We start from the raw sequence: 25,200 nt of genomic DNA on the forward strand, positions 1-25,200 counted from the left end.
CGGTTCGCCGTCAGAGCTTTGCTCTGACGAGCCCGCGGTCGTTCGCGGTGCTCACTCCCGCGGACACCGAACTCGCGCCGCAGGCGCGAGTTCGGCCTTTTTCACCCATGTTTTTGGCGGGTGGGTTCCCGCAGGCGCGCGAAGCGCCCCGAGGAAACCCACTCGCGAAAAAGATGGTTTGGAAAGCCTTGTTACGCGGGCTACCGGAGAAGGGGACATGGGACTGTTCCGCTCGGGCGAGGTGGTCGGCATCGCCGAGGCGGCGCTGGAGTTCGCGCTGGAAGCCTCGGAGGACGCCCACCCGGACGAGTACATGGGCTTTCTGCGCGGCGAGGACGCACGCAAGTTCGACCTCGACTACGAGGGGACCGTCCTCACGGACGTGCTCGTCATCCCCGGCACCGAATCGAACCCGGTCAGCGCCACCGTGAAGACCAGCATGATCCCCAACGACTCGCGGGCCGCCGGGTCGATCCACTCCCACCCCAACGGCGTCCTCCGCCCCAGCGACGAGGACCTCCAGACCTTCGGCAAGGGGAAGGTCCACATCATCATCGGGGCGCCGTACGGCAAGACCGACTGGCAGGCGTTCGACCGCGAGGGCAACCCCGTCGACCTGCCGGTGCTCGATATCGAACTGCCCGAAGACGAGTTCTTCGACTTCACGCAGGAAGACATCGACGCCGAACTCGCGGAAGAGACCGGCTACGGCGCGGACCCGACCGACTTCCGGTCCGAACCCGACGACGAGGAGTGGGGCCAGCGATGACGGAAGGGCGAGGCGCCGACCCCGGCAGCGACCGAACGGAGAGCGCGGAGGTCGTCGTCGCCCAGGGCACCTTCGACATCCTCCACCCCGGTCACCTCCACTACCTGCGCGACGCGAAGGCGATGGGCGACCGACTCGTCGTCATCGTCGCCCGCTCGGAGAACGTCACGCACAAGGCGCCGCCGGTGATTCCCGGCCCGCAGCGCCGCGAGATGGTCGCCGGTCTCGACCCGGTCGACGAGGCGCGTCTCGGCCACCCGGAGGACATCTTCGTCCCCATCGAGGACCTCGACCCGGCCGTCATCGCCCTGGGCTACGACCAGCACCACGACGCCGACGCCATCCGAGAGGCGCTCGACGAGCGCGGACTCGACTGCGAGGTCCGCCGGGCTACCGCCTACGAACCCGACTACGACGGCGGCCTCTTCTCCTCCGGGCGGATCGTCGACCGGATCCTCGACGAGCGGTCGTAGTCGAATCGGGCACGCTGGTAGTCGCCAGCCTGCTCGTGAATCCGCGCTCCAGCCGACCTCACCGCGGCGTTCTGGCTCGAATCCTGCTGTCAAATCACCAATCTTTAAATCACGTCGGTACGCCTCGGGAGGGTATGGAACGGGTCACGGTGGAAGACGTGCCGTCGTGGTCGTATCGGGGATTGGAACTGTTCATGCTGGTGCCGATGATCCTCTCGGTGCTGATGGGTCTAGGGATCCTCGTCGTGGGCCTGCTGAGTCTGGGCTCCGGCGCGACGGAGGCCGCTGCGGGAGCCGGTACTGGGGCCGGTGCTGCGGGTGCGACGGGATCGGATCCCGGCGCCGGATTTACGGCGCTGTTGGGCGGGGTCGCGATCGTGTGGCTGCTCGCGATCTTCCTGGGCTTGCTGTCGATACTCGGAATCCCCCTGCTCCTCTTTCTCGACGCCAAGAAAGTCGCGGATCAGGACCTCGACTGGGAACCGGAGCCCGTCCTGTACCTGATCCTCGGCTTCTTCGTCAGCGGTCTCGCCGTGTTGCACTACCTCTACAAGCGCCACGAGTACGTCATCGACTGGGTGGGATCGGAGACCTGGTGGCACGTCGCCCTGGTCGGCGTCGGCATCGGGCTCGTCAGCATCGTGGGTTCCGTGGTCAACCCGCTCCTCATGGGCCTCGCGCTGATCGCGTTCCCGCTGTACACCATCGGAATCTACAAGGACTCGATCTACGTCCGCCTCAACAGCGACTGGCGCCCCAACCCGGTGAACCACTTCCTCATCGCCCTGTTCTCGACGCTCCTCGTGGTCCCGGGCGTCTTCTACTTCGGCTACTTCGCGTACAAGCGACACGGCGCGATCGGACTCGTCTGACGGGACTCCGGCGATCAGTCCGGGGACGACTCCCACCAGCGCAACACCCGGAGTGCGCGGAGCGTGTTCCATCGGCTCGGTTCGCCGACCGTCTCCATCTCGAAGTACACGCGTCCGGGGTGACGGTTCTGGAGCGGCCACGTGCCGTCGGCGCGACGCTTCTCCCGGAGGAGGTCGACAGCGTCCCCGGCTCGCGGGTCGGTCGGCGCGGACGACGCCTGCAGGTGGTCGAGCGCCCGGAGCACGTCGTAGAACCAGCGGGGCGGGAACGAGAAGCGGGTGAACTCGGGCCTGATCACGTCGCCGGTGCGCCGCGACCGGAACAGCGAGCGTTCGAGCAGGTACTCCCGGCCGCTCGCCATCGCGTCCTCGACGGTCGCTAGCTCCCCGGCGCCCCCGCTCGACAGGTTTTCCCGGCGACAGTGCAGCGCTTCGAGCGTCGAGATCGTGGTGTGGACGGAGCCCACCGACGACTCGGCGTCGCAGTTCCAGCCGCCGTCGGCCCGCTGTTCGTCGAGGAGGGAGGTCAGGAGCTCGGACCGCTCCTCCGGCGCGTCGTAGTCCGCCCACTCGAGCAGTCCGAGGATCATCGCGTCGACGCACGCGTCCGCGGTCTCGCTCAGCCACGGGTAGACGTGTCCGTCGCCCGGCCACCGACACCCCTCCACCAGGGCCCGACAGCCTCGCGAGACGGCGGGGTGCTGGGCGGGAAGTCCCGTGCGTCGCAGGAGCAGTAGCGTGTACGTCGTCGAGGTCCACTTGGGCGTGTAGAGGCCGTAGTACTCGCCTTCCCCGTCACTTCCCGCCCAGCGGCCGTCGGGGTCCTGTTCGTCGAGCAGTCGCTGGCCCCAGCCCGATCGGGCCACCCGTTCGCGTTCGGCCTCGACCTCCGCCACCGGCTCGTCCAGCAGATCACGTTTCACCTGCCAGCGGATCGCCGGGTCGCCCGCCAGCAACCAGCCGGTGAGTTCCGCGTCTTCCATGGCGACTCCGTCGGTTCTTCGCACGGCTGCACGGTAAGTGTTCTTTCGAAGTCACGTCACAGCTCTTCGAGCGCGGGCCGCCCGTCGCGCCACTGCCACTCCCGGTCGAGCAGGAACCGTACCGGCCAGCCGGCTTCCGGCGTCTCCCAGTCGCGGAACTCACGGATAACCGTCGCGTAGGCTTCGGCGGCTTCGGGCGTCCGCTCGTCCAGCAGCGCCTCGAAGCGCTCCATCGTCCCGTCGGGTTTCTCCGGCGTCTCGCGGAGCGTTCGTGCGAACCACTTGTGGAAGGGGAACAGCGTCCGGTTGTACGCCAGCAGGAGACGCCCGCCGAACAGCGCCAGTTGCGTCGCGGCGTGGTGGCGGAGATACGGGTCTTCGCGCTTGTCGGCCTCGTCGACGAACCAGCGATAGGCTTCCATCTGGCTGTAGAACGTCTCGATGCGGTCGACCCGGTGCGCCTCGGGATAGGTCGGGATCTCGTCGACGAGTTCGGAGAGTTCGGGGTCCTCGGTGTAGCGCACGTCTGTGTCGACGAACGCCGCACGTGCGGGTTCGCTCCCGTTCTCGGCGACCTCGCGGAGGAAGTCGACGTTCACGACCTTGCCGTCGACGTACACGTCGGCGCGGTCGGTCACGTCCTCGCGGTAGTACTGCAGGTCCCACTCGGCTCGGCGGCGCTCGTATTCCTCGCCCGTCGCGACGAGGATCACGTCCACGTCCGAGTCCGGTAGTTCCCACCCGCGGGCGACCGAGCCGGCGAGGATGCACGCGAGGAACCCGTCGTCCTCCCGCGCGTCGGCGACCGCGGCGGCGAGCGCTTCTTCGTGGTGGTCGCGCATGGACTGTGTGGCCGCGGCTGTCGGAAATACGCTCGGATGGGGGCGCGGCGTTCCGGTTACGGACGACAATCGAGGTGTGAGAATCGAGACCGCAGTCAGAGCAGGTCGTGTTCGGCGAGGCGCTCGACGCCTTCGCGGAGGCGGTCTTCGCTGTTGGCGTAGGCGAGGCGGACCCAGCCGGGAGTGCCGAACGCGCTGCCCGGCACGGTCGCGACGTGGGCCGTCTCGATGGCTTCCTCGGCCCAGGCCACGTCTCGCGGCTGATCGCCGCTCGACTGGTCCGAGGCGCTCCGCGCCTCGCTGTCGTCGTCGGCGACGGGAAGCATCAGGTAGAAGGCGCCCTCCGGGGTCGGGACCTCCTTGTCGTGCTCGGCGAAGAGGTCGACGAGCATGTCGCGGCGGTCCTCGAATGCCGACCGCATCTCCTCGACGGCCTCGTCGGTGTTTTCGAGGGCCTCGATGCCGGCGTGCTGGACGAAGTTGACGGCGCAGGTGACCGAGTGGCCGTGGATCTTGCCGGACTGGTCGACCAGATCCTCGGGGGCGGCGTAGTAGCCCAGCCGCCAGCCGGTCATCGCGTAGGCCTTCGAGAAGCCGTTGAGGGTGATGGTGCGGTCCTCCATCCCGTCGAGGGTGCCGATGCTCGTCGGCTCGACGCCGTCGTAGGTGATCTCCTTGTAGATCTCGTCGGAGATCACGGTCACGTCGTGCTCGACGGCGATGTCACGGACGCCTTCGAGGGCCTCGTCGGAGTAGACGGCGCCGTGGGGATTGCCCGGCGAGTTGACGACGAGGATCTCCGTGTCGTCGGAGACGGCCTCGGCGAGGTCGTCCAGGGCGGGTTCGAGCGCGAAGTCGTACTGCGCGGTGTCGACGCGCTTCAGGGACCCGTCCGAGAGCTTCACCATCGCCTCGTAGGAGACCCACGCCGGGTCCAGGAGGACGACCTCGTCGCCGTCGTCGATGAGCGTCTGGAAGACCTCGAACAGGCCCTGCTTGCCGCCGGGCGTGACGACGACGTTCTCGGTGCCGTACTGTGAGAGGCCGTCGCCGTGGAGTTTGTCGACGATCGCGGACTTGAGCTCGGGGATGCCGTTCGAGGGTGTGTAGCCGGTGTGGCCGGCGTCCAGGGCGTCTTTGGCGGCCTGTTTGACGTTCTCGGGGGTGTCGAAGTCGACGATGTCGCCGACGGAGAGGTCGACGACGTCGACGCCCTCTGCCTCCAGTTCGGAGGCCTTGTTGCTAATCGCGACGGTGGCGCTCGGTTCGATCCTGTCGACGCGTGCTGCGAAGTCCATGGTTGTGTGTTGTGTGCGGTCAGGGGAGTTCTTCGACGAGGTCGACGGCGCTCTCGACGGCGGTCGCGCCGTAGTCGGTGCGCGCCTTCGCCTCGGCCGCGCTCATCCCGGGGCCGATGACGCCGAACGTCACGGGCGTGTCCCGGTCGAGACTGACGTCGGTCAGTCCCTGCGCGGCGGCGTCGGCGATGACCTCGTCGTGGTCGGTGTCGCCCTCGACGATGGCGCCGAGGACGGCGACGGCGTCGACGTCCTCGCGCCGGGCCAACCGGTCGGCGGCCAGCGGCGTGTCGTAGGAGCCGGGTACCTCGACGGTCGCGACGATCTCGGCGTCGCGCTCGCGTACGGCCTCGCGGGCCGCCGCTTCCATGCCGTCGATGACCGACCCCTCCTTGTCGAACTGGGCGACCACCAGACCGAGCTGTGCCATATCTGCGGCCAAGCCAGCGCGGGTAAAAGAACTACCGTTCGCGTCCCGCCGACCGACCGTTTCCCGGCGCTCGACGTCCGCGCCACCGGAGACAGACACGCTTATTCCGCCCCGTGGGTAACCCGGCGGCAATGACACTCTCCTCGCCCGCACCGACCCTCGGCGTCGTCGGCGGCGGCCAGCTCGGCCGGATGCTCGCCGAGGCCGCCTCGCCGCTCGGCGTCGAAGTCGTCGTCAGCGATCCGACTCCAGACGCACCCGCAGCGCCCGTCGCCCGCGACCAGGTCGTCGGCGACTTCGACGACCCCGAGACGATCCGCGAACTCGCCGAACGCGCCGACTTCCTCACCTTCGAGATCGAACTCGCCGACCCCGACCTGCTCGAAGCGGTCGCCGAGGAGACGGGCACGCCGGTCCACCCCGACCCCGAGACGCTGCGGATCATCGAGGACAAACTCGTCCAGAAGCGCCGCCTCGCCGAGGCCGGCGTCCCCGTCCCCGAGTTCCGCGAGGTGAACTCCGCCGACGAACTGCGCGAGGCGCTCGGGGACCTGGGCTACCCCGCGATGCTCAAAGCGCGCAAGGGCGGGTACGACGGCCGTGGGAACGTCCCCGTCGAGTCGCCCGAGGACGTGGAGTCGGCCTTCGCGGAGATCGTCGACGCCGCACAGGGCGGCAGCCAGGACGACCGCTCGGGCGTCGCCATGGTGGAGGAGATGGTCGACTTCGAGCGCGAACTGGCCGTGATGGGGTGTCTCGGCGACGGCGAGCGGGACACGTTCCCGGTCACGGAGACGATCCACGAGGAAGAGATCCTCCGCGAGACCCGCTCGCCAGCCGAGGCCGACGAGTCAGTTCGCGAGCGCGCACGCGAGGTCGCCCTCGACGTGCTCGACGTGATGGAGGGCCGAGGCGTCTACGGGATCGAACTCTTCCAGGGACCGGACGACGAGATCCTGCTCAACGAGATCGCGCCGCGGCCGCACAACTCCGGCCACTGGACCATCGAGGGGTGTCACACCTCCCAGTTCGAACAGCACGTCCGCGCCGTGACCGGCCGCGCGCTGGGAGACACGAGTCGGCGCGCGCCGACGGTGTCCGCGAACATCCTGGGCGACGTCGAAGAGCGCCAGGATGCGACGCTCTCCGGCGAGGACGCGGTCTTCGAGTGGCCGCGCGCGCACCTCCACTGGTACGGCAAGCACGAGGTCTACCGACTACGGAAGATGGGCCACCTCACGCTGGTCGGGAAACCCGACGAGCGGACCGACAGGATCCTCGCGGACGTGCGGGAACTGCGAGACGGGCTGTCCTTCCGGTAGCCGGCCCGATTCGCACGCGGTAGCTCGCACCGCACACCGTAGCCCGAACCGCACACGCTTACGGTCACCCCGTGCGCACACTCGCGCATGACCGCCGATTCCGTCCAGTCGATAATCGACCAGTTGCACGAGGAGGCCGAGATGGACCTGCCGAACGAGGAGACGCCCGACGTGGGCATCGTCATGGGGTCGGACTCGGACTTGCCGACGATGGCCGGCGGCAAGGGCAAACGACCGGGTGCGTACGCGGCGCTCGCGGACGAACTCGGCTTCGAGGAGCAGACCGACTACGAGGACGCCCCGGAGAGCCGGTTCACCTTCGAGACGTTCGTGGTCTCGGCCCACCGGACGCCGGATCTCATGTACGCCTACGCCGAGACGGCCGAAGCCCGGGGGATCGACGTGATCATCGCCGGCGCGGGCGGCAAGTCCGCGGACCTGCCGAACATGACCGCCTCCATCGCCTACCCGCTCCCGGTCATCGGCGTCCCCGTCCAGGAGAAGTCCATCGACTCGGTCATCGGAATGCCACAGGGCGCGCCCATCACGGCCGTCGACGCGGGCAAGTCGTTCAACGCCGCCCTGACGGCAGCGCAGATCCTCTCGCGTCAGCACTCCGAGATCCGCGAGCGCCTCGTCGAGTACCACCGCGAATTGCAGGAGGAAGTCGGCGATGTCTCCCGGGACCTGCACGAACTCGGGACGCCCGGGTTCAAGGACGAGTACTGGGAGTAAGCATCCGGCGCCGAAGGCGCCGGTTCACGCGAGGCGCTGCGCGCCTCGCGCTTTTTGGTCCAGATTTTTCGCCGGTGGGTTCCCGCAGGGAGCGGGCGAGGTGCGACCGGAGGGAGCACCTCGATGCGAACGGCGCGGAGCGCCGTGAGCGACGCGACCGAGGAAACCCACCGGCGAAAAAGGTGGCTCGTGGACGCCGGGATTCAGAGACGAATACTGGGACGAGTAGACGCGTTCGTCCGCAGCCGCGTCGCTCACCTCGACTTTCGCCCCGAAATCACGCGCACCTCGTCGTCCTGTTCGAAGTGGCAACCCAGTTCTTCGAGTCGCTCTCGCAAGTCCGTCTCGAAGGCGTCGGCTTGCTCGCCGAAGGTCGCCGGCGAGCAAAACGAGAGGGAGAAGACGTAGCCGACGACGCCGTCGACGGTCCACTCTCTCGTCTCCTCGAACGTGGCGACTTCGACGTCCTCGAACCCGTGGTCGGCCAGCATCTCGTCGTACGGGTTCTCGTAGGGTTCGGTCCGCGGACCGGTCCGCTCGGGCAGGTCGTCGAGGTACTCGGTGGCGAGGTCGTACACCTCGTCCTGCCACGCGCGACGCCCGCTCGTGAGCCACTCCGTGTCGCCGAAGACCGCGACGCCGCCGCCGGGCTCGGTCAGGTCGTGGATCCGGTCGAGCGTCGGTCCCCGGTCCATCCAGTGGAAGGACCGACCCATCGTCGTCACCGACAGCGGGGCTAGCTCCTCGCCGACCGCTCCGCGGAGGTCGGCGTCGGAGCCGACCAGCCACTCGACGTTCGACGCACCGGCGGTGCGGGCCTGCTCGCGCGCCTCGTCGATCATCCGCTCGTTGGGGTCCATGCCGACCACTTCCCCCACGTGCGCGGCCAGCGGGACTGCGATCTGTCCGGCGCCGCAACCGAGATCGAGCGCCCGGGACCGTTCACCGAGGTCGAATCGGTCGACGAGATGGAGTATCGGTCGGTCGCCGTACCGGGGTCGGTGCTCCGCGTAGTACGATTCCGCGCTTGCGAACGGGCTGTCGGAGGGCATGACCGTGCTCGACTACGACCGAACCGGCGCCGGGACAAAGAACGTATCGGTGGATCTGGCGCACGGGCCGTGCGTTCGCCGAGGCGGCCGTCAGGCGGCGACACTCGGGGTCGAACGGGTTCGGGTAGACCCGGATTACCCGTCGGCCGGAAATCGCAGGCCGAGAGGCGCCGAGGACAACAATCAACCCTTATATGGCCCCACCCCAAACCGTCGAACGATAGAGAGTCATGAGTAACCCATGGATAGCCATCGGGGCGCTCGCGCTGGTGGCGCTGGTCATTCCGCTCAGTATGATGGCGGTGTCAGCGCTGTTGCGACCGAGCGTGCCCGAACAGGGGAAACGCGCCGTCTACGAGAGCGGCGAGGTCCCGACTGGCGACACGCGCATCAAGTTCAACATTCAGTACTACATGGTCGCGCTGCTGTTCGTCGTTTTCGACATCGAGACCGTCCTGATCTTCCCGTGGACGGTCATCTACCAGGACGCGGTCGCGAACGTCGGGCTCGCGGAGGCGCTGGTCCCGATGCTCGTGTTCATCGGTGTCCTCGTCATCGGCCTCGGCTGGGCGTGGCGTAACGGCGCGGTCAAGTGGGTCCGCAGCCCGCGGGCTCAAGCACAGCGGGTCGAACAGTAATCATGAGCAACAACACACGCACGCACGAGCAGGGAACAGACATCGAATCGACCCAGGACGCGCGGCTGGGCGAGGGCGTCGACAGCCGCTTCAACTCGACGCTGCGGGAGGCGTTCGGTTCCTCGCCGTTCATCCTCACGAAGTTCGACAAGTTCATGAACTGGGTGCGGGGGTCGTCGATGTTCATGCTGCAGTTCGGGATCGCCTGCTGCAGCATCGAGATGATCCACACCTACGCGATCAAACACGACCTGGACCGCTTCGGCGCGGGCGTCCCGCGCGCCTCGCCGCGCCAGGCCGACGTGATCATCGTCCCGGGGACTATCGTCTCCAAGTTCGCCCCGCGCATGAAGCGCGTCTACGACCAGATGCCCGAGCCCAAGTTCGTCGTCTCGATGGGCTCGTGCACCATCTCCGGCGGCCCGTTCCAGGAGGGCTACAACGTCGTCAAGGGCGCGGAGGAGGTCATCCCGGTCGACATCCACGTCCCGGGCTGTCCGCCCCGCCCCGAGGCGCTCATCTACGGCGTCGCCAAACTCCAGGAGCGCATCGCCAACGGCGAATCGGCCCCCGTGACGGTCAAGCCGTACGAACTGGAGCAGTTCGGCGACCTCGAACAGGACGAACTCGTGGACAAACTCGCCGACCAGATCGACGAGGACGACCTCGTCATGCGGTACAACTGGAGTGACTCGCCATGAGTTTAGAGGACCCGGAAGGCGACCTGCTCGCCACCCAGGACGTCGGCGTCACCGAGGACGGCGTCGACTACGACGCGCTCGCGGACCTGCTCGGTGACACGGTCATCGACCGCGAGAGCCACGTCAACGCGGAGGCGTTCGTCGTCCGGCCCGACGAGGTGCAAGAGGCGCTGTTCGCCCTGCGCGACGAGGCCGGCTTCGACCACTGCGCGTGCGTGACCGCACAGGACTACGACGACCGCTACGAGTCTATCTACCACCTGCGGAAGTACGACGACCCGACCCAGGAAGTGTCGGTCGTCGTCCCCACGACCAAAGACGAGCCGATCAGCCAGTCCGCCGAGCCGGTCTACCGGACGGCCGACTGGCACGAACGGGAGGCCTACGACCTGGTGGGGATCGAGTACGAAGGTCACCCCGACCTGCGGCGCATCCTCCTGCCCGAGACCTGGCAGGGCCACCCCCTGTCCCAGGACTTCAGCGGCGAGGAACCGCAGATCGTCACCCTCCGCGAGCACGCGAACCCGCTGGCCGACGACCACCGCGCGGCGAGCGACAACGCGGACACGATGTACATCAACATCGGCCCGCACCACCCGGCCACCCACGGCGTGCTCCACGTCGAGACGGTCCTCGACGGCGAGCAGATCGCCCACGTGGAACCGGACATCGGCTACCTCCACCGCTGCGAGGAGCAGATGTGCCAGCAGGGCACCTACCGACACCAGATCATGCCCTACCCCGACCGGTGGGACTACGTCTCGGCCGGCATCCTCAACGAGTGGGCGTACGCGCGCACGGCGGAGGACCTTGCCGACATCGAGGTGCCCGAGTACGCGCAGGTCATCCGGACGATGTCCGCGGAGATGTCCCGCATCGCCGCGCACATGCTCGCGCTCGGGACGTTCGCGCTGGACGTCTTCGGCGACTTCACCGCCGTCTTCCAGTACGCGTTCCGCGACCGCGAGGTCGTCCAGGACCTGCTGGAGGACCTGACCGGCCAGCGCCTCATGTTCAACTACCTCCGCCTGGGCGGCGTGGCCTGGGACCTGCCCGAGCCCCGGGAGGAGTTCTTCGAGAAGACGCGGGACTTCCTCGACGACCTGCCGCACAAGCTCACGGAGTACCACGACCTGGTCACCTCCAACGAGATCTTCCAGATGCGCTGCGTCGACACGGGCGTCCTGCCGCCGGAAGAGGCCAAGCAGTACGGCGCGACGGGGCCGGTCGCCCGCGGGTCCGGCATCGACTACGACCTGCGCCGGGACGACCCCTACGGCTACTACGACCAGCTCGACTGGGACGTCGTCACCGAGGACGGCTGCGACAACTACGCGCGCGTCCTCGTCCGGATGCGCGAGGTCGAGCAGTCCGCCCGCATCATCGAGCAGTGCGTCGACCTGCTCGAAGACTGGCCGGAAGACGAGCGCGACATCCAGGCGAACGTGCCCCGCACGCTCCGCCCGGACCCAGACACGGAGATCTACCGCGCCGTCGAGGCGGCCAAGGGCGAACTCGGCATCTACATCCGCTCGGACGGCACGGACAAGCCGGCTCGATTCAAGATCCGGAGCCCGTGCTTCTCGAACCTGCAGACGCTACCGGTCATGTCCGAGGGCGAGTTCGTGCCCGACATGATCGCCTCGCTCGGTAGCCTCGACATCGTCCTCGGGGAGGTGGATCGGTGATGCTACCGCTCCAGTCGGAGACGCCGTTCCCGAAGATCCTCGCCGACCTGCTCGGGCTCGACATCAACGAGCCGTGGGTCATCGCGGTCACCGCGGTCATCGCGGCGGGCGTCATCGCGACGGTCCTGCTGACGATGACGGCCGTACTCGGCATCTGGGGCAAGCGGAAGATCACCGCGGCGTTCACGGACCGCATCGCGGTTAACCGCCACGGCCCGTACGGGCTGTTGATCATCCCCGCCGACGCGGTTCGACTGCTCTCGAAGGAGCTCATCGTTCCCGAGGGCGTCGACCGCCCGGCGTGGGACCTCGCGCCGCTCATCATCGCGAGTTCCGCGCTCCTCGGGTTCGCGGTCATCCCGTTCGGGAACGACCTGCAGCTAGCCGACCCCGAGATCGGGCTCGCGTACCTGTTCGCGGTCGCGTCGATCGCGTCGCTCGGCCTGCTGATGGCCGGCTACGCGTCGAACAACAAGTTCTCGTTCCTCGGCGGGCTGCGCGCGGTCGCGCAGAACCTCGCCTACGAGATCCCGCTGGTCATCACGGGCGCGTCGGTCGTGCTCTTCGCTGGGTCGCTGCGCCTGTCGACTATCGTCGAGGTGCAACAGCAGACGCTGGTCTCGCTGGGTGGCATCGCGATCCCGTCGTGGTTCGCGTTCGTCAACCCCTTCGCGTTCGCGCTGTTCCTGATCGCGAACCTCGCGGAGGTCGGGCGCAACCCGTTCGACATCCCCGAGGCGCCGACGGAGATCGTCGCCGGGTACCAGACCGAGTACTCCTCGGTGTACTTCGTGCTCATCTACCTCGGCGAGTTCATCCACATCTTCCTCGGCGGCGCAATCATCGCGACGATCTTCCTGGGCGGCGCTTCGGGTCCGGTGCTGCCGGGCGTCGTCTGGTTCTTCGTCAAGATGATCTCGGTCTACCTGTTCACGCAGTGGGCGCGGTCGGCGGTGCCCCGCGTGCGCATCGACCAGCTCATCCAGATCGGCTGGAAGGGCATGCTCGTGCTCTCGTTCGCGAACCTGATCCTGACCGCCATCATCGTCGGGGTGGTCAACGCATGATCGCGACGCTCACGACGGTCGGAGGTGACTCCCAATGATAGGCATCCTCAAGTCCATGGCAACGACGATGAAACACGCGCTCGACGGCGAGACGTTCACCGTCGAGTACCCCGAGACGCCGCCGGAGGTCAGTCCGCGATTCCGCGGCGTCCACAAGTTCAGCCAGGAGCGGTGCATCTGGTGTCGGCAGTGCGAGAACGTCTGTCCGAACAACACCATCCAGATCGTCACCGACGACCAGCGCAACGGCGAGCAGTACAACCTCCACATCGGCCAGTGCATCTACTGCCGACTCTGCGAGGAGGTCTGCCCCGTCGACGCCATCCTGCTGACCCAGAACTTCGAGTGGACCGCCGACACGAAAGACGAGTTCGTCCTCGACAAGGAACAGCTGAAGAACGTTCCCTGGTACAAGGACATCGACCCGCTGGAGTCCCGCGAACCGGACCGCGGCGCGTGGATCGGCGAAGGCGACGGCGAAGTCGACTACCAGTAGACTGACTCTCGTTTTCTGTTCGCGCGAGCGGTGCGAGGTGCGACCAACGGGAGCACCTCGGTGCGAACGGCGTCCTGTCGAACGGATTGAGACAGGGCTCGGAAGACGAACGCAGTGAGTCTTCCGGCGAACGAAGTGAGCCGTGAACGAAGCGAGCGCGGTTCTCCGGACGCGAGCGAACGAAGTGAGCGAGACGTCCGGCTTTTTCGCCCACGTTTTTCGAAGAGTGGTTCCCGCAGCGTCGCGTAGCGACGCGAGGAAACCCGACGAGAAAAAGGTGGTGGCCGTGGACCCGCTGGAGTCCCGCGAACCGGACCGCGGCGCGTGGATCGGCGAAGGCGACGGCGAAGTCGACTACCAGTAAGCGGCTTCCATTTTTGCATCCGGCGAGGCGCGAAGCGCCGAGCCGGTTCACCGAGCGCGAACGTAGTGAGCGCTCGGCCTTTTTCACCCATGTTTTTTCGCCGGGGGTGCCCGCAGGCGCGCGAAGCGCGCCGAGGACACCTCCGGCGGAAAAAGATGGCTAGGAGAGATGCGCAGTGACGTCGGTGGAGGAGACCATCCCGACGTAGTCGCCGTCGACGACGGGGAGGTGCTTGATGCCGTAGGTGTCCAGCATCGCGGCGACCTCTTCCATGTAGAGGTCGGGCGTGGCGGTCTCGACGTCGGTCGTCATCACCTCGTCGACCTGGAGTTCGGAAACGTCCCGTCCCTCGGCGACGGCGTCGAGTACGTCCGTGCTGCTGATGATCGCCCGCGGCGTGGTCAACACGACGAGCGCGTTGATGTCTTTCTCCCGCATCTGCTGTGCGGCCTCCATCACAGAGGCGTCTTTCGAGATGGTCTCCAGCGGGGTGGACATCACGTCCTCGACAGTCGGCCTGTTATTTGCACCCATACCACAGGGAACGGCCGCGACTGTTATGGGGTTTGCCCACCGTTCGGTGGTTCGCCGCACCGGGACGACGGCCGCTCCGAGGGCCGCGTCGAGTTCGCGGGACCGTTCGACCGCCCACTCAGACCGGGCCATGACAGTCGAACCCACTGCTGAATCGAACATGAACGTTTATTACATACTGGTCCGTCCACCGATGTAGACATCCGATGCTCCGGACGACGTCACCCGTCGTAGCAGTACGCTGATTTTCTCCCCCGACAGCGTCGTCCAGTTCGCAGACCGCCCGACGTCAGAACGCAGATGAGCACACACGCAACCCCAGAGACCCGACACGCACCGTCCGCCGAAACCACAACCGACGACGCAGTCGCCGCGACCGACGACGAGCCGGCCCCGATGGATCCGTTCGACGCTCACAACGCGGCGGCGACCTTCGGTGACGGAACCGAGCGACTGCCGAACACCATCGACGCGGAGAACGCCTACCTCGGTTGAGGGACAGGTCGACACCGTCCAGGGACGACTTCGACCACGACGCCGCGCGGGAGAGGCGGCGTCGGGCTACTCTTCAGGGGCCGACGCGCGAGCGGCCGACACCGTCCCGTCGTCTTCGAGAACGACCGGATCCGGGAGCTGCGGGTCCGGCTCCCGGCCCAGGGTGAGAAAGCGCTCGGAGAGCGTGAGCTCCTCCGACCCGGGGTTCGGCTTCTGAATCTCCTCGTGCTCGACAACGAGGCCCTCCGGTTCGGCGGCGAGGCGGACCGCGGTGAGCTGATAGGACGGGTAGAAGATCGGCGGCAAGACGCCGATGACCCCGTCCCGGCGATGCAGGCGTTTGAGCCAGGTCCCGGTGTTCACCAGCAGTCCGCCGTCGACTTCGCGGAGCGCCGGCCGGTGGGTGTGACCGTAGCAGAAGACCGCCGTCTCCGGGCGGTCGGCGAACACCTCGCGGGCGGCCGACTCGTAGGGCGCCTCGGCGTCGACGGTGAGCGCCGTCTCGAAGACGCCGAAGCGCTGGATCGTCTTCCGGACGTCCCGGCGGATGAAATACAGCGGGATCCCGACGAGCACCAGCAGTCCGGTGACGACCACGTTGACCGCGAGCAGGAACCAGACCGCCGTGCCCGCGGTACCGAACTGGCCGAGGAAGGCCGTTGCTCGTTCGACCGGCATCGACCAGACACCTGCCAGGTCGAGGCCCGACAGTACGGCGAGGACGACGCTGACGTTGAATAACAGCAGGAACGGGACCAGCGCGTAGCGCAGCAGCGGGTTCATCTCGCGGTAGAAGTACTTCGAGAGGAGCCAACTGGGTGTCCGTTCAGTGGGCGTCACGGCCTGGATGTCCCGCAACCAGTTGAAGCGTCCACGGTCGGAGAGCCGGCCAGCCCGACTCGTCACGAGCGTGTTGTAGTAGTACCCCAGCGGCGTCGCGTGGGGGTACCCCCAGTCTTCGATCCGGTTGTTCGGGTCGCGCTGGTGGCCGTGTTCGAAGTGAACCACCCGGTCGCCAACACGCCGGCTGATCGATTCCGTCTGGACCACGTCGACGTTGTACTCGGCGAATCGCTCGACGTACTCGTCGTAGGCGGCCAGTTCGTGGTCGTGGTTGCCGGGTTGCAGCGTGATCTGGATAGTCGCGCCGGTCGCGCGGAACTGTTCGAACAGGTCCGGATACCGCTCGAGGAGGGCGTCGAACTTAGCCGGTCCGTCGATGCTGGTGAACTCCCAGAGCCCGAACGCGTCGCCGTTGATTATCAGCTCGGCGGCCTCCTCGGACCGCTCCAGTCTCTGGAGGAACTCGATCAGTTCGTCGAGGAACTCGACGTGTTCCAGTTGCTCGTCCCCGCCGATGTGGAGGTCGCTGACGACGTAGTACACTCCCTCGTCGGTGTCGGGCATCGCTTGCGAGGTTCGGCCCGCTCGTAATAGGGCGTTGCCCCGTTCGGGGCGACCCGTCGAGGCGCTGCGCCCCGACGGGGACCGGTTGTCGGCGGACGGGGAGGGGGTCTCAGTAGCCGTGGGCCAGATCAGTCGCCGTGGACCTGATCGCGGATCTCCTCGGGGACGCTCGGGTCACGCAAGGTGGTGGTGTCGCCGAGTTCGTCGCCGTTGGAGATGTTCTCGAGCAGGCGGCGCATGATCTTGCCCGACCGGGTCTTCGGGAGGTCCTCGACGAAGACGACGCGGGCGGGGCGGGCGAACTTGCCGATCTCGTCCTCGACGGCCTCCATGATGCGGTCGCGGACTTCCTCCTGGCTGGCGTCGATGCCTTCGCGGACGACGACGTACACGTCGGGCACTTCGCCTTTCTCGTCGTGTTCGCGGGCGGCGACGGCGGCCTCCGCGACGTACTCGACCTCGGATACGGCAGACTCGAGTTCCATGGTCCCGAGGCGGTGCCCGGCGACGTTCATCACGTCGTCGAGGCGACCGAGGACGCGGAAGTAGCCGTCGCGCTCGTGGACCGCGCCGTCGCCGGCCTTGTACACCCAGTCCTCGCTCGCGGAGCTTTCTGTGTCCGAGAAGTCCTGCCAGTACTCGTCGATGAAGCGCTCGTCGTCGCCGTAGACGGTCTGGAGCATGCCGGGCCAGGGCTTCTCGATCACGAGGTTGCCGGCCTTGCCGCTGGCGGCCTCCATCGGTTCGCCGCTGTCGTCGTACAGGGCGGGCTGGATGCCCGGCGCGGGCAGACCGGCGGAGCCGGGCTTCATGTCCTTCAGCGCGGGCAGGTTCGTGATGAGGTGGCCGCCGGTCTCGGTCTGCCACCAGGTGTCGACGATGACGGCGTCTTCGTCGCCGATGTGTTTGTAGTACCACAGCCAGGCCTCCGGCTGGATGGGTTCGCCGACCGTGGTCATGTGACGGAAGTCGAAGTCGTAGTCCTCGACGTGCTCCGCGCCCCACTTCATGAACATGCGGACGGCCGTCGGGGAGGTGTGGAAGATGTCCACGTCGTAGCGCTCGGCGATCTCCCAGATGCGACCCTTGTGGGGGTGGTCCGGCGTGTCCTCGTACATGACCGAGGTGGTCCCCAGTGAGAGCGGGCCGTAGACGATGTAGGAGTGGCCGGTGATCCACCCGATGTCTGCGGCGCACCAGTAGGTGTCCTCGGGCTTGATGTCCAGTACGTACTTCGACGTGGCGGTGACGTACGAGAGGTAGCCGCCGGTGCGGTGCTGACACCCCTTGGGCTGGCCCGTCGTGCCGGAAGTGTACATCAGGAACAGCGGATCTTCCGCATCGCGCGAGACCGGGTCGACGCGAGCGCGCTCGTTGCCGGCGAGTAACTCGTCGGCGAGCACGTACGGGTCGTCGCTGCCGATCTCCACGTCTGGGTGGAGGTCGTCGTGGCGCGTCCACAGGACGACCGTGTCGACGTCCGACTCCGCGAGTTCGAGCGCCTCGTCGCATTTCTCCTTGTGGTTGAGGAACTCGCCGCGGCGGTAGTAGCCGTCGACGGTGACGACGACGTCGGAATCGGCGTCGTCGATGCGGTCGGCCAGCGCCTGCGCGGAGAAACCGGCGAACACCTCGGAGTGCGGCGCGCCGATGCGGGCGCAGGCGAGCATCGTGATCGGGAGCGCCGGGAGCATCGGGAGGTGACAGGTGACGACGTCGTCCTCCTCTACGCCGACGTCCCGGAGCGAGGCGGCGGTCTCGTTGACCCGGTTGTACAGATCCTGGTAGGTGATCGTCTCGCGCTCGTCGGCGTCGGTGCCCTCCCAGATGAACGCCGCCTGGTTCTTGCGCTCGTCGAGGTGGCGGTCGATGCAGTTGTACGAGGCGTTGAGCTCCCCGCCGGTGAACCACTCGTAAAAGGGCGGGTTCGAGTCGTCGAGCACCTCGTCCCAGTGTTCGTTCCAGTCGAGGAGTTCGGCGTACTCCTCGAAGGCCTCGGGGTAGTTCTCGTCGAAGCGGTCGTAGATGTCGCGATCCGTCGCGTTGGCCTGGCCGACGAACTCCGGCGGCGGCCGGAAGTACTCCTGTTCGGTCAGGCGCGACTCCAGCGGCGTCCCTTCGTCATCTGACATGGCTATCGACCCCTCCCTGTCGGTCCCGCTAGGCGACGGTCGTGTCTCGGTGACATGGTTCGTACTGAATATCACCAACGAGACTCTTAAGCGAACCGTCTAACTATATTTCGACGCGGAGATGTTGCGGATTTGTTCAGGGGAACGGACGGTTCCCGGCCGCCGCGACGCGGCGTGGTCGCCGCGCCCGACGTCGCTCACTCGTCGTCGAAAAAGGCGGTCAGCACTTTCTGCTGTGCCTTCCGCAGGTGGTTGTGGAGCGTCGGCGAGGAGACGCCGATGGAGTCGGCGAGTTCCTCGGCCGTGCTGCCGCGTGGCCACTCGAAGTAGCCGGCGAGGTACGCCGCGCGCAGGACCGACTGCTGTTTCGAGGTGAGGTCGTCCTCGAGCGACTGGCGGAAACCGTCGGTCGTCTGGACCGGCCGCTCGACCTCCTGTTTCGAGAGGAGGGCGGACTCCCGGAACGACGACTGGAAACCGTTGAACACGGCCCGGACGTCGGTCTCCGTGGTGAACTCCGCGGTGACGCGCTGGGCGCCGTCGTCGACGGCGAAGTCGGTGACGTGGCCGCCGAGTTCGGTGAGCGTCGTCGCCGGTTCCTCGCCGCCGACGACGAACTCGACGAGGTAACTCTCGTCGTAGTCGCGGATCAGGCGGGCGTTCTCGATGCTGTCGACGTCGGCGGCGAAGTCGACGACCCGCTCGGGCGTGGTTCCGCGCATGATCACGAAGTACAGCAGCGACTGTCCCTCGCCGGGGACGATCCCCTGGAGTTCGAACGAGGCCCCGAGACTGTCGCTGGCCGCGACGAAGAACGCCCGGTCGCTCTCGACCTGGAACCGCAGTTCGATGACGCTGTCGGCGAGGAGGAGGTTCCGGCGCTTGATGTCCGTCATCGCCTGACCGACCTGCCACCCGAGCGTCGCGAGGAGTCGACGCTCGTCGCTCCCGAACGCGTCGTCGTCGGACGTCCCGAGCGCGAGCAGGCCGTGGGTCGTGTCGCCGTAGGTTATCGGGACGATGGCGACCGATGCGGCCGAGAGTTCGTCGTCGCTCTCTGCGGCCGGCACCGGCAGGTGCCCTTCGCGCTCGCCGTCCGGTAACACGCGGACGTCCTCCGAACGGCCGCTCTCCGCCTCCCGCAGGGATTCGTCGGCGGTCGTCGTCTCTGCCAGCCCCTCCGCGGTCGGTTCCTCGATCCCGGCCCAGGCCGTCGAGACGACGCCGCGGTCGCCGGTCGTCGTCCCGACCCACGCGAAGGAGTACCCGTCGGTCGCGGCCAGGCGGTCGCAGAGCCGCGAGGCGACTTCGGTCCGCTTCGACGTCGTTCCCAGCACCTCGGTGGCCTCCCCCAGCGCCTCGATCACGCCCGTCACGCGCCCCGCGGCCGCCGGTCGGTCGGTATCGGCGTCCGCGTCGGGGCGCCCGTCGGCGTCGAGGTCGACGTCGGTTTCGACGAACGCGGCGACGCGACCGGCCCCCTCCCGGCCGCCACCCAGCGGCGCGGCGACCTGGACGACCGGGACGGGATCCCCGTCGCGCCGGTCGAGTCTTCCCTCCCTCGCGCTCCCGTCCGGGGGGACCTCGGCGTCGCGCCCGGCGTAGAGCGCGTCGAGCGGTTCGCCTCGGAGGTCGTCGGTCGGGTACCCGGTCAGCGACGCCACCCGCTCGTTTGCGTACTCGACGACGCCGTCGCCGTCGGTGACGACCACGGCGAGGTCGGCGTCGTCGAGCGCGCGACCCACCTCCTGGGGACCCCAGGCCCCGCTTGGGCCGGCGACCGTCGTTCGTTCGAGCGCATCGACGACCGCATCGACGTCCACGGCGTCGAGTTGCTGTGAGAGGCTCTCGAGCCCGTCCCAGGGACCGATAGCCAGGACGACCCGCGGGTCGACCCCCTCCCCGTGGACGAGCCGGCGCGCGTAGTAGCGACAGAGGTCTCGCGAGGAGACGTCCCGGAGGTCGTCGTCCCCGGTGGTCGCCGCCGCGCGGTCGGCGACCTCCGAGATCATCATCTGGATCCGCCGGGGCGTCACCTCGACGATCCGTCCGTCCGCGTCGACGTCCTCCTCGTTCACGTAGCGCCGGACCGCCGACCGGACGGCCGCCGGCACGTACGCCTCGCGGGCCGACTCGCCGTCGCCACCGTCGACGGAGAGCAGGTGGTGGGTCCCGTTGCGCGTCGTCCGTGTTCGAAAGTCCGCGGGACGGATGCGGGCGATCTCCGGTGGCCGAAGCCCCACCTCGGCGCAGAGTCGGACGACGAGCGCCTCCCTGTAGGTCTCCGCCGCCCGGCGCAGCTGGTCGTACGTCTCCGCGGTCAGCTCGTCCGTCCTGGAACCCACCCCAGTTCGTTCCATCGCCGAATCGTTTCGTATATTCCCCGCCACCGAAATAAATCGTTCGGCGACCGGCACGTGTTCGCCACCGGCCGGGCAGAAGTGACCGGAAAAATTACAGTAGCCACCGTTGACACGAACGGGCGAGCGCGCGCCAACTGCGGTAGAGACACTTCCTCACGCGGATTTCGGGCCTCGGCGAGCGCATCGGATCGAGAACGGCCGAGGCGATCCAATCCGTTTCGGTTGGGGAGAAGTTACGAAAGTGAGGGGTGAAGGGTGGTCCCGGGGGCGCGGTGGGCCTGACGACGGCACAGGGGGTGTCGACCGACAGTCACTCCCGTTCGAGTGCGGACTCGATCTCGCCGACGATCTCGGGATTGCGGAGGGCGCTGGTGTCCCCGAACTCGCCGTCGTCGGCGATGTCCTTGAGGAGGCGTCGCATCAGCTTCCCCGATCGGGTCTTCGGGAGTTCCGGCGTGAAGACGAACCGTTCGGGGACGGCGAACGGGCCGATGGCGCGCTCGACGCTGTCCGTGATGCGGTCGCGCAGGCGCTGTTCGCTCTCGTGGCGCTCGTCGGTGCTGACGAACGCGTAGATGGCGTTGTCGGCGTCGCTGCCGCGAACGTCGACGATCGCGGCCTCGGCGACGCCCTCGACGTCGGCGATGGCGCTCTCTAGCTCCATGGTTCCCAGCCGGTGGCTGCCGACGGTCACCGTGTCGTCCAGGCGGCCGAGCACGGTGACGTACCCGTCGTCGTCGATGCGAGCCACGTCCTCCGTGACGTAGCGCCAGTCGTCGCCGTCCTCGGTCTCTAGATCGAGGGGCATCGCCGGCCACGGCTTCGTGACAGCGAGTCGCCCGCCCTCTTCGGCCGTCGTCGGTTCGCCGTCCGGGCCGACGACCGTCACGTCGATGCCCGGCAGAGCGGGGCCGGCGCTCCCGGGTTTCATCTCGTCGACGCCCGGCAGCGTCGATAGCAGGATGCTGCCCGTCTCCGTCTGCCACCAGGTGTCGACGATCGGGCACTCCCCGTTCCCGACGTGCTCGTAGTACCACGACCAGGCGCTGGGGTTGAGCGGTTCGCCGACCGACCCCAGGAGGCGGAGACTGGAGAGGTCGTGCGAATCGGGGTGCTCGGTGCCCCACTTCATGAACGCGCGGATGGCCGTCGGCGCGGTGTAGAACACGTCGACAGCGTTGCGCTCGATGAGCTCCCACACCCGGTCTTTCTCCGGGTGGTCGGGCGTCCCCTCGTAGAGGAGCGTCGTCGTCCCCAGCGAGAGCGGGCCGTACACCAGGTAGGTGTGGCCGGTGATCCAGCCGATGTCTGCCGAACACCAGTAGGTGTCCTCGGGCTTCAGGTCGAGGACCGCGTGGCTGGTCCACGCCGCGTGGGCGAGGTAGCCGCCGGTCGTGTGCCTGACCTCGGTCGGTTCGCCGGTCGTCCCCGACGTGTAGATGAGAAAGAGGGGATCGTTGGCGTCGCGCGACACGGGGTCGACCTCCTCGCCCCTGTGTCTGGCCAGCAGGTCGTCGTAGGCGTGGTCGCCGTCGCCGAGGCGGACGCTCTCGTCGTCCAGTCGCTCGACGACGACGGTGTCCGTCACCTCGTGGGGAACCGAGAGACAGGCGTTGTCGGCCTTGTTCTTCTGGTGGATGGCGTTGCCGCGGCGGTAGTAGCCGTCGCAGGTCACGAGGTACGCCGAGTCGGCGCGCTCCATCCGCTCGGCGAGCGCCGCGGCCGAGAAGCCCGCGAACACGACGTTGTGCGGCGCGCCGATGCGGGCACAGGCGAGCATCGCGATCGGGAGTTCCGGGATCGCCGGCATGTAGAGGGTGACCACGTCGCCTTCGCCGATGCCCAGCGAGCGAAGCCCCGCCGCGAACTCGTTGACCTCGCGGTAGAGGTCGAGATACGTGTACGTCCGGCGCTCGCCCCGCTTGCCGATCCACTTGATCGCCGCCTGGGTCTTGCGCTCGTCGAGGTGGCGGTCCACGCAGTTGACCGAGGCGTTCACTCGGCCGCCCGGGAACCACCGACCGTTCGCCCCGTCCCGGTCGAACACGCGGTCGTACGGCGCCGCCCAGTCGATCATCTCGGCCGCCCGCTCCCAGCAGTCGGGCCACGCCTCCGCGAACGCCGCGACGTCCGCCCCGGTGACGTTCGCCTGGTCGACGAACGCCGCCGACGGATCGACCGTCTGCCCGTCTCGCGGGTTCGTTTCGACCCCGTACTCGTCGTCCATCTGTAGGCTATCGCGGTGGAACCGACATAAATGATCCGCGGGCACCGTGCCCCGACTGCCGCCCCGAGCGCCCCGCGAACGGCCGCGGCTGAAGAACGGTCCGTCGGCGCTCTCCTGCTGTGGAACGCCGAATTTCACCGGCGGCGACGGCAAATCGCCGGACGCTAGTGGGTCTGTCCCACGTCACGTTCCCACGTACGATAGTGGAAGCGCCGAAATCACGGCCCTGGGGGCTCCGTTCGACGGAATATAATTATCTTTCGCGATAATCTAGGCCGTGGGTTTATGTGGGGATTCGATGTTTGCACCCATAGGATGAAACGGACCAGACCCGAGACGGTGCTCCGGGAACTCCGGGAGCGAATCGGGAGCGGGAGTGACGGGCCACGGGCCGAAGCCGACGGTGGGGCGGTGCTCGAACGAACCGATGGCGAGTCGCTGGCGCAGCGGTACGACCCGGATCTGGACGCCCTCGAAGGCGTGTACGGCGACGCCGAGGCCGCCGCGGTCGGGGGCCGCCACGTCCGCGACCTGTTCGGCCTCGACGGCGACGCCGTCGCCGACGTGGTCGCCGAATACCGGACCGCTGGCATCGGCGCACCGTCGTTCGCCGCCTCTCAGCGAGTCGTTTCGGACGCGCTGGTCGACGCCGCGTTCGACCGACTGGAGGAGGAACTCGACGCCGACGCACAGGACGCGCTCGCGGAGACCAGGGCCGACCTGCGGGAGGGGTTGCGGACGGCGAACGGCGTGTTCACGGCCGGCGCCGAGGCATACGAGCGAGTGCCGAACGAATCGACCGAGGATGAGGCAACGGAGGCGGTCGATAGCGAGGACAGTGCCGACGCGGTCGGTCGGTCGTCGGAGCGCGGCGGACTCGACTACCACGAGGTTCTCCACCACATCGGGACGCCGCTTTTCGTCCTCGATCCCGAGGGCGAGATCCTCACGTGGAACGCACAGCTCGAGCAGCTGACCGGCGTCTCCGAGGACGAGGCGATGGCCATGGAGATGGCGAGCATGGCGTTCTACCCTGACGGACGCCGGGGGAAGACCCTCGCCGACAAGGTGATCGACGCGCCCGAGCGGACCGACGAGGAGTACGACGTGCCGCGCGTCGAGGACGCCTCGTTCACCCTCTACCGGGACACGAGCGTGATGCAGGACCAGCACGGCGAGGACGTCCACATCTCCTTCTCGGCGGCGCCGATCTACGACGACGACGGCGAACTGCTGGGCGTCGTCGAGATGGTCCAGGACCGGACGGCAGACGTGCTCCGCCACGAACACACCGCCAGTCTGGTGACCGAACTGGAGGACACGATGCGCGCGATCCAGTCGGGCGACCTCGACGCGCGGGCGTCGTTCGACAACACGGAAGGATACGTCGACGAGTCGCTGTTGAACGTGGTCGGCGAACTCAACGAGATGGCGAGCACGCTCGAACGACTCATCACGCGGGTCGACGGGAACGCGACGGACCTGGCGTCGGCGACCGACGAGTCCGCCGACGCCGCGGCCCAGATCGAGGACGTGGTCGTCGAGCAAAACCAGATCCTGGGGCGGGCCGCCGAGGACATCCAGGACGTGAGCGCGACGATGGAAGAGATCGCCGCCACGTCGAACCAGGTCTCCGCGGCGGCCGACCGCGCCAACGAGGCCGTCGACGAGGGCGCTGACGCGGGCGAGGCGGCCCAGGCCGTCACCGACGAACTCACCGACACCAGCGAGAAACTCGTCGACAGCGTCGTCGGGCTCGAAGACCGCATGGACGAGGTCAGCGAAGTGATCGAGATCATCGCCGACGTGGCCGAGCAGACGAACATGCTCGCGCTCAACGCCAACATCGAGGCCGCGAGGGCGGGCGAGAGCGGCAGCGGATTCGCCGTCGTCGCCGACGAGGTCAAGACCCTCGCCAACGAGACGAGCGAGTACGCCGACCGCATCTCCCGCACCGTCACCGAGATCCAGGACCAGGCCACCGACACCGTCGACACGGTCGAGGCCTCTAACCGGCAGATCCAGCGTGCCGAGGAGGAGATTGCCCAGGCGCTCGACGCGCTCGACGACATCGCCGAGGCCGTCGAGGAGACCGCCTCCGGCATCGAGGAGGTCGCCGACGCCAACGACAGCCAGGCCGACGCCATCGAGGGCGTCACGACCACCATCGAGGACGCACGCAGCCACGCGGAAGACGCCGAGGCAGCCGCCCGCCGGATCGTCGAGACGACCGACTCGCAGACGGCGTCGGTCGCCGAACTCGTCGACAGCGTCGAACAGCTCCACGGCGACGCGGCCGCGCAGTAGCTCGA

22 protein-coding genes and 1 pseudogene are annotated in these 25,200 nt (G+C 67.6%); 13 read left to right on the forward strand and 10 right to left on the reverse strand.

All coding sequences use genetic code 11. The annotated features are described in order from the left end of the window. Window positions 1–217: 217 nt before the first annotated feature. The 3 genes from ACMGFE_RS21110 to ACMGFE_RS21120 all read left to right on the forward strand — a co-directional run bounded on the left by ACMGFE_RS21110 (window position 218) and on the right by ACMGFE_RS21120 (window position 2,114). Entirely contained in the window at window positions 218–769 is a 552-nt protein-coding gene (locus ACMGFE_RS21110) for a JAB/MPN domain protein-containing protein (RefSeq protein ID WP_436927274.1), read from the forward strand. Next, entirely contained in the window at window positions 766–1,242 is a 477-nt protein-coding gene (locus ACMGFE_RS21115) for an FAD synthase family protein (protein WP_436927275.1), read from the forward strand. Before ACMGFE_RS21110 ends, ACMGFE_RS21115 begins: the two co-directional genes overlap by 4 nt. A 134-nt stretch (window positions 1,243–1,376) precedes the next feature. Continuing rightward, window positions 1,377–2,114, forward strand: coding sequence for a hypothetical protein (locus ACMGFE_RS21120; RefSeq protein ID WP_436927276.1), 738 nt, complete (start codon window positions 1,377–1,379; stop codon window positions 2,112–2,114). Between the two features lie 14 nt (window positions 2,115–2,128). Here ACMGFE_RS21120 and ACMGFE_RS21125 read toward each other — a convergent pair whose 3' ends face one another. The 4 genes from ACMGFE_RS21125 to ribH form a co-directional block, all read right to left on the reverse strand. Continuing rightward, window positions 2,129–3,097: a hypothetical protein gene (locus tag ACMGFE_RS21125; protein ID WP_436927277.1), complete on the reverse strand. Its 969-nt coding sequence runs from the start codon at window positions 3,095–3,097 to the stop codon at window positions 2,129–2,131. Window positions 3,098–3,153: 56 nt separating this feature from the next. Then, window positions 3,154–3,939: a nucleotidyltransferase domain-containing protein gene (locus ACMGFE_RS21130; RefSeq protein WP_436927278.1), complete on the reverse strand. Its 786-nt coding sequence runs from the start codon at window positions 3,937–3,939 to the stop codon at window positions 3,154–3,156. A gap of 95 nt (window positions 3,940–4,034) precedes the next feature. Next, complete coding sequence (locus tag ACMGFE_RS21135; RefSeq protein ID WP_436927279.1) at window positions 4,035–5,237, reverse strand: pyridoxal phosphate-dependent aminotransferase; 1,203 nt, start codon at window positions 5,235–5,237, stop codon at window positions 4,035–4,037. Window positions 5,238–5,256: 19 nt separating this feature from the next. Next, window positions 5,257–5,667 (reverse strand): 6,7-dimethyl-8-ribityllumazine synthase, encoded by a 411-nt coding sequence (ribH, locus tag ACMGFE_RS21140; protein WP_436927280.1) that lies wholly within the window; start codon window positions 5,665–5,667, stop codon window positions 5,257–5,259. 131 nt (window positions 5,668–5,798) lie between these two features. On the opposite strand from ribH, the gene ACMGFE_RS21145 reads away from it, so the two are divergent. Next, on the forward strand, window positions 5,799–6,989 hold the full coding sequence (locus ACMGFE_RS21145; RefSeq protein ID WP_436927281.1) for a 5-(carboxyamino)imidazole ribonucleotide synthase: 1,191 nt from the start codon (window positions 5,799–5,801) through the stop codon (window positions 6,987–6,989). 87 nt (window positions 6,990–7,076) lie between these two features. Further along, window positions 7,077–7,724 carry a 5-(carboxyamino)imidazole ribonucleotide mutase gene (gene purE, locus ACMGFE_RS21150; RefSeq protein WP_436927282.1) on the forward strand — a complete coding sequence of 216 codons (648 nt, stop codon included), beginning with the start codon at window positions 7,077–7,079 and terminating at the stop codon, window positions 7,722–7,724. A gap of 254 nt (window positions 7,725–7,978) precedes the next feature. On the opposite strand, the gene ACMGFE_RS21155 is transcribed toward purE, so the two are convergent. After that, entirely contained in the window at window positions 7,979–8,776 is a 798-nt protein-coding gene (locus ACMGFE_RS21155) for a class I SAM-dependent methyltransferase (RefSeq protein ID WP_436927283.1), read from the reverse strand. A gap of 230 nt (window positions 8,777–9,006) precedes the next feature. Here ACMGFE_RS21155 and ACMGFE_RS21160 point away from each other — a divergent pair, with 230 nt between their 5' ends. From ACMGFE_RS21160 to ACMGFE_RS21185, 6 genes and pseudogenes are all read left to right on the forward strand, one after another. Beyond that, window positions 9,007–9,414: an NADH-quinone oxidoreductase subunit A gene (locus tag ACMGFE_RS21160; RefSeq protein ID WP_415381118.1), complete on the forward strand. Its 408-nt coding sequence runs from the start codon at window positions 9,007–9,009 to the stop codon at window positions 9,412–9,414. 2 nt (window positions 9,415–9,416) lie between these two features. Beyond that, window positions 9,417–10,115 carry an NADH-quinone oxidoreductase subunit B gene (locus ACMGFE_RS21165; protein WP_436927284.1) on the forward strand — a complete coding sequence of 233 codons (699 nt, stop codon included), beginning with the start codon at window positions 9,417–9,419 and terminating at the stop codon, window positions 10,113–10,115. Further along, window positions 10,112–11,803 carry an NADH-quinone oxidoreductase subunit D gene (locus ACMGFE_RS21170; protein ID WP_436927285.1) on the forward strand — a complete coding sequence of 564 codons (1,692 nt, stop codon included), beginning with the start codon at window positions 10,112–10,114 and terminating at the stop codon, window positions 11,801–11,803. The genes ACMGFE_RS21165 and ACMGFE_RS21170 overlap by 4 nt, the downstream gene beginning before the upstream one ends. Next, entirely contained in the window at window positions 11,803–12,870 is a 1,068-nt protein-coding gene (locus tag ACMGFE_RS21175) for a complex I subunit 1/NuoH family protein (RefSeq protein ID WP_436927286.1), read from the forward strand. Before ACMGFE_RS21170 ends, ACMGFE_RS21175 begins: the two co-directional genes overlap by 1 nt. Window positions 12,871–12,904: 34 nt before the next feature. After that, a complete protein-coding gene (locus ACMGFE_RS21180) occupies window positions 12,905–13,366 on the forward strand; it encodes a NuoI/complex I 23 kDa subunit family protein (protein ID WP_274324529.1) in 462 nt (153 codons plus the stop codon). Window positions 13,367–13,652: 286 nt separating this feature from the next. Continuing rightward, window positions 13,653–13,730, forward strand: a pseudogene (locus ACMGFE_RS21185) (NuoI/complex I 23 kDa subunit family protein); the annotation flags it as partial. A gap of 159 nt (window positions 13,731–13,889) precedes the next feature. Here ACMGFE_RS21185 and ACMGFE_RS21190 read toward each other — a convergent pair. Further along, window positions 13,890–14,264, reverse strand: coding sequence for a CBS domain-containing protein (locus ACMGFE_RS21190; protein WP_436927287.1), 375 nt, complete (start codon window positions 14,262–14,264; stop codon window positions 13,890–13,892). Window positions 14,265–14,564: 300 nt separating this feature from the next. Between ACMGFE_RS21190 and ACMGFE_RS21195 the strand changes: the two genes are divergently transcribed. Beyond that, on the forward strand, window positions 14,565–14,759 hold the full coding sequence (locus ACMGFE_RS21195; RefSeq protein WP_436927288.1) for a hypothetical protein: 195 nt from the start codon (window positions 14,565–14,567) through the stop codon (window positions 14,757–14,759). Between the two features lie 66 nt (window positions 14,760–14,825). On the opposite strand, the gene ACMGFE_RS21200 is transcribed toward ACMGFE_RS21195, so the two are convergent. The 4 genes from ACMGFE_RS21200 to ACMGFE_RS21215 all read right to left on the reverse strand — a co-directional run bounded on the left by ACMGFE_RS21200 (window position 14,826) and on the right by ACMGFE_RS21215 (window position 22,888). Beyond that, window positions 14,826–16,166 (reverse strand): metallophosphoesterase, encoded by a 1,341-nt coding sequence (locus ACMGFE_RS21200; protein WP_436927289.1) that lies wholly within the window; start codon window positions 16,164–16,166, stop codon window positions 14,826–14,828. A 128-nt stretch (window positions 16,167–16,294) separates the two neighbouring features. Continuing rightward, window positions 16,295–18,298 (reverse strand): acetate--CoA ligase, encoded by a 2,004-nt coding sequence (gene acs, locus ACMGFE_RS21205; protein WP_436927290.1) that lies wholly within the window; start codon window positions 18,296–18,298, stop codon window positions 16,295–16,297. A 197-nt stretch (window positions 18,299–18,495) separates the two neighbouring features. Next, window positions 18,496–20,658, reverse strand: a complete 2,163-nt coding sequence (locus ACMGFE_RS21210; protein ID WP_436927291.1) for a bacterio-opsin activator domain-containing protein — start codon at window positions 20,656–20,658, stop codon at window positions 18,496–18,498. Window positions 20,659–20,971: 313 nt separating this feature from the next. Further along, window positions 20,972–22,888 carry an acetate--CoA ligase gene (locus ACMGFE_RS21215; RefSeq protein ID WP_436927292.1) on the reverse strand — a complete coding sequence of 639 codons (1,917 nt, stop codon included), beginning with the start codon at window positions 22,886–22,888 and terminating at the stop codon, window positions 20,972–20,974. 315 nt (window positions 22,889–23,203) lie between these two features. Between ACMGFE_RS21215 and ACMGFE_RS21220 the strand changes: the two genes are divergently transcribed. After that, window positions 23,204–25,195 carry a methyl-accepting chemotaxis protein gene (locus ACMGFE_RS21220; RefSeq protein ID WP_436927293.1) on the forward strand — a complete coding sequence of 664 codons (1,992 nt, stop codon included), beginning with the start codon at window positions 23,204–23,206 and terminating at the stop codon, window positions 25,193–25,195. Window positions 25,196–25,200 lie beyond the last annotated feature (5 nt).

The sequence above is a fragment of the Halosimplex amylolyticum genome (genome assembly GCF_051414035.1).
GTDB classification, from domain to species: domain Archaea; phylum Halobacteriota; class Halobacteria; order Halobacteriales; family Haloarculaceae; genus Halosimplex; species Halosimplex amylolyticum.

Excerpts from the sequence above, each read along its gene's own strand:
- ACMGFE_RS21110 (WP_436927274.1), top strand. The coding sequence starts at position 218 with ATGGGACTGTTCCGCTCGGGCGAGGTGGTCGGCATCGCCGAGGCGGCG.
- ACMGFE_RS21115 (WP_436927275.1), top strand. The coding sequence starts at position 766 with ATGACGGAAGGGCGAGGCGCCGACCCCGGCAGCGACCGAACGGAGAGC.
- ACMGFE_RS21120 (WP_436927276.1), top strand. The coding sequence starts at position 1,377 with ATGGAACGGGTCACGGTGGAAGACGTGCCGTCGTGGTCGTATCGGGGA.
- ACMGFE_RS21125 (WP_436927277.1), bottom strand. The coding sequence starts at position 3,097 with ATGGAAGACGCGGAACTCACCGGCTGGTTGCTGGCGGGCGACCCGGCG.
- ACMGFE_RS21130 (WP_436927278.1), bottom strand. The coding sequence starts at position 3,939 with ATGCGCGACCACCACGAAGAAGCGCTCGCCGCCGCGGTCGCCGACGCG.
- ACMGFE_RS21135 (WP_436927279.1), bottom strand. The coding sequence starts at position 5,237 with ATGGACTTCGCAGCACGCGTCGACAGGATCGAACCGAGCGCCACCGTC.
- ribH (WP_436927280.1), bottom strand. The coding sequence starts at position 5,667 with ATGGCACAGCTCGGTCTGGTGGTCGCCCAGTTCGACAAGGAGGGGTCG.
- ACMGFE_RS21145 (WP_436927281.1), top strand. The coding sequence starts at position 5,799 with ATGACACTCTCCTCGCCCGCACCGACCCTCGGCGTCGTCGGCGGCGGC.
- purE (WP_436927282.1), top strand. The coding sequence starts at position 7,077 with ATGACCGCCGATTCCGTCCAGTCGATAATCGACCAGTTGCACGAGGAG.
- ACMGFE_RS21155 (WP_436927283.1), bottom strand. The coding sequence starts at position 8,776 with ATGCCCTCCGACAGCCCGTTCGCAAGCGCGGAATCGTACTACGCGGAG.
- ACMGFE_RS21160 (WP_415381118.1), top strand. The coding sequence starts at position 9,007 with ATGAGTAACCCATGGATAGCCATCGGGGCGCTCGCGCTGGTGGCGCTG.
- ACMGFE_RS21165 (WP_436927284.1), top strand. The coding sequence starts at position 9,417 with ATGAGCAACAACACACGCACGCACGAGCAGGGAACAGACATCGAATCG.
- ACMGFE_RS21170 (WP_436927285.1), top strand. The coding sequence starts at position 10,112 with ATGAGTTTAGAGGACCCGGAAGGCGACCTGCTCGCCACCCAGGACGTC.
- ACMGFE_RS21175 (WP_436927286.1), top strand. The coding sequence starts at position 11,803 with ATGCTACCGCTCCAGTCGGAGACGCCGTTCCCGAAGATCCTCGCCGAC.
- ACMGFE_RS21180 (WP_274324529.1), top strand. The coding sequence starts at position 12,905 with ATGATAGGCATCCTCAAGTCCATGGCAACGACGATGAAACACGCGCTC.
- ACMGFE_RS21190 (WP_436927287.1), bottom strand. The coding sequence starts at position 14,264 with ATGGGTGCAAATAACAGGCCGACTGTCGAGGACGTGATGTCCACCCCG.
- ACMGFE_RS21195 (WP_436927288.1), top strand. The coding sequence starts at position 14,565 with ATGAGCACACACGCAACCCCAGAGACCCGACACGCACCGTCCGCCGAA.
- ACMGFE_RS21200 (WP_436927289.1), bottom strand. The coding sequence starts at position 16,166 with ATGCCCGACACCGACGAGGGAGTGTACTACGTCGTCAGCGACCTCCAC.
- acs (WP_436927290.1), bottom strand. The coding sequence starts at position 18,298 with ATGTCAGATGACGAAGGGACGCCGCTGGAGTCGCGCCTGACCGAACAG.
- ACMGFE_RS21210 (WP_436927291.1), bottom strand. The coding sequence starts at position 20,658 with ATGGAACGAACTGGGGTGGGTTCCAGGACGGACGAGCTGACCGCGGAG.
- ACMGFE_RS21215 (WP_436927292.1), bottom strand. The coding sequence starts at position 22,888 with ATGGACGACGAGTACGGGGTCGAAACGAACCCGCGAGACGGGCAGACG.
- ACMGFE_RS21220 (WP_436927293.1), top strand. The coding sequence starts at position 23,204 with ATGAAACGGACCAGACCCGAGACGGTGCTCCGGGAACTCCGGGAGCGA.